Origin of the sequence: Microcoleus sp. B13-B6 (assembly GCF_036705405.1) — a bacterium.
GTDB lineage: Bacteria > Cyanobacteriota > Cyanobacteriia > Cyanobacteriales > Microcoleaceae > Microcoleus.
The window spans coordinates 1-2,575 of the sequence record NZ_JAUBUJ010000228.1 but is presented as its reverse complement, the minus strand read 5'-3'; the positions used below and the strand labels follow the sequence as shown (position 1 = coordinate 2,575).

General features: G+C 46.7%; 4 protein-coding genes. 2 read left to right on the top strand and 2 right to left on the bottom strand.

Annotated elements, in window-relative coordinates; all coding sequences use genetic code 11:
• On the bottom strand, positions 1-209 hold a 209-nt coding region (locus QUB35_RS38795), incomplete at its 3' end, for a hypothetical protein (RefSeq protein WP_333148370.1).
• 425 nt (positions 210-634) lie between these two features.
• Between QUB35_RS38795 and QUB35_RS38790 the strand changes: the two genes are divergently transcribed.
• Positions 635-817: a hypothetical protein gene (locus tag QUB35_RS38790; RefSeq protein ID WP_015179663.1), complete on the top strand. Its 183-nt coding sequence runs from the start codon at positions 635-637 to the stop codon at positions 815-817.
• Positions 818-860: 43 nt separating this feature from the next.
• Positions 861-1,436, top strand: a complete 576-nt coding sequence (locus QUB35_RS38785; RefSeq protein ID WP_333148368.1) for a site-specific integrase — start codon at positions 861-863, stop codon at positions 1,434-1,436.
• Positions 1,437-1,471: 35 nt separating this feature from the next.
• On the opposite strand, the gene QUB35_RS38780 is transcribed toward QUB35_RS38785, so the two are convergent.
• The coding region (locus QUB35_RS38780) for a replicative DNA helicase (RefSeq protein ID WP_333148366.1) at positions 1,472-2,575 on the bottom strand (1,104 nt) is incomplete at its 5' end.

Genomic DNA, 2,575 nt, shown 5'->3' with positions numbered 1-2,575 from the left:
CATTGTTCGTAGTTGTAAAATTTGCCGATAACCATTCCTCTGTCAGCTTCTTCGCTAACACCCGTCCAGCGCACCATCTCGCCGCACTTAAAGCGCGGGAGATGAATTTTGACAAAGTTTACAGGAAATTCAATTGCAGGCGGCATATCCTTCAACTGTTTTAGTGGCAGGGTCGAAATCAAATCTCGCTTTCCTTTTGAGATTGACATGAGTTCTCAACTGTGCATCGACTGCAACAGATTTGTTTTGATAGGTTTTTATGCCAATTTCTTGATAAAGAAATTGCAGCGCGATATTTCCTTAAATCAATCAATTGGAATCTATATTTGACGAACTATTCTCAAAGCCCAACTCTGGCTAGGCTATCAGTTTTTTGAGCTCCCGCCCAATCGCGTTGATATCAAGTCCGGTTGCAGCAGACTGGTATAGTAAAGGTGTAGTTGCTTTCGTCAGCGAGGTGCGATGATCGACAAACCTCTCCAAATCGAACCACACCGGGAAGTAGAAGAACTATTGGAGAATATTGATGACTTGTTCTTCAGAATATAACCAGCCAGCAAAAAAGGTTGCAGGTAGAATCAAACAATAGTATAATTAGATTAGTTACTAATAATTTTCTTGGTGGCGCGGTGTTATGACAGCCCTTGAACCTGTTACCTTCAGAGACCTCATAGACGCGATCGCTACCTTGCCGATTATCAACTTTCCCGAGAATTCGAGTCAGTTGAATAGCAATAAGCGGGAAGTGAGTTGCAACAAGCGCCTCCGATTGCCCAGAAAGCGATTGAGCCGGATTTGGTTGGCCATCAAAGAATAGAAGCCAGTTAGCCTACTTGACGTAAATCCCCTTTCGTCCAATAATGAAGGAATTTACTCTAAGAGGCTGCGCCGTGAAGGTTCAAGGGAATGGGCGCGCTAAGATTTTGACGCCCGCAGAAATTGACCGACTGTTTGACCGGGGTTTTATGACAGCAAGGGACAGGCTTTTGTTTGCTGTAACTTTTTACTGTGCCTGCCGCATTTCAGAGGCGTTAGCTTTAACAACTCACGACATTGTTGGGGGGTCAGTCACGTTGCGGAAAGCGACGACAAAGGGGAAATCAGCAACGCGAACGCTGCCGCTCCATCCTATGCTGGCTAAGTATTTAAAGGCTTACAATCCAGATGTAGGTTTTTTGTTTCCGGGGCGAGACAATACGAAGCCTTTGACTCGCGCCGCATCGGATGTGATTTTTAAAGAAGCTTGCAAGCGGGTAAGAATTAAGGGGGCTTCAACACATTCGATGCGGCGGACGGCGCTGACTAATTTGAGCAATGCGGGGGTGCCGCTGCGGGTGATTATGGAGATTTCGGGACACAAAAATTTGTCGAGTCTCCAGCGCTATTTGGAGGTACAGCCGGAACAGCTTGTCAAGGCACTCGGGATTCTGAAGTAAGGCGACAGAGCTCAATATTTTCCTGTCCTTTAATATTACCGGAGTTTATAGATATTCCGAAACCGACAGCATTCAGCATCAAACAGCAACTTAACCGTTCCCGTTCCGCTATTCCGTCCTTTCAATCCAATAATTTCAGCGATTCCCCGATCGGGAGAATCAGGATTGTAATAATCGTCCCTGTAAACTCCAAGCACAACATCCGCATCCTGTTCAATTCCACCAGAGCCACGCAAATCTGATAAACTTGGACGCTTGTTCGTGCGAGTCTCTACCCCCCGATTGAGCTGAGAAAGCAGCACAACCGGCGCGTCAACCTCGCGAGCCAAAATCTTCATCTGCCGCGTAATTTCGCTAATTTTATTGACAACATTTTCATCCGCCGAATTCACCATCAATTGCAAGTAATCAACAATTACCAAACCCAATGGGCCGCGCTCACAAACAAACTCCCTAACTCTGGAACGAATCTCCAAGGGAGACGGTTCCAAAGTTTCGTCTATCCAAAAATCAGCATCGCTAACTTTCCCCAAAGCCGAAGCTAGCACTTCGTACTTACCAGCTAGGTTAACTTTCCTGATATCTTTCACCGACACCCCACTCTCAAGTGCCATTAGTCGCGCTGCCAAGTCCCGACCTGGCATTTCCATCGAAAACATCAAAACTCGACCGTTCGTGGGAAGGCAAGCAATGTTGTAGCCAAGGGCACAAGCCAAAGCTGTTTTGCCGCTGCCGGGACGACCTCCTATAACAATCAATTCACCTCGGTAAAATCCGCCTCCCAATAGGTCGTCGAGGTCGTAAAACCCTGTGCTGATTCCAGGAAAGTAGTTAGCAGTCTCCAAGCGCTCTTCCTCAATTTCATCTAGATATCGCCAAAGCTCCCCGCAGTATTCCGAGAGAGGCCGAATAGCTTTTTGCCGCTCTTCTTTGTACTTATTGAGGGCAAAAATCTTTTCCTCGGCTTTATTTAGTATCGCATCCAATTCGGTGGAAGTCTCGTAGCCAAGCTGCACGAGGTCATTACCAACTTTGATGAGTTCGCGCCGGACAAACTTGTCTACGACTAGCAAGGCATATTGGTCGATGTTGACGGCTGAAACAGTTCGGTCTACCAGCATTACCAGTTTGGTTTGACC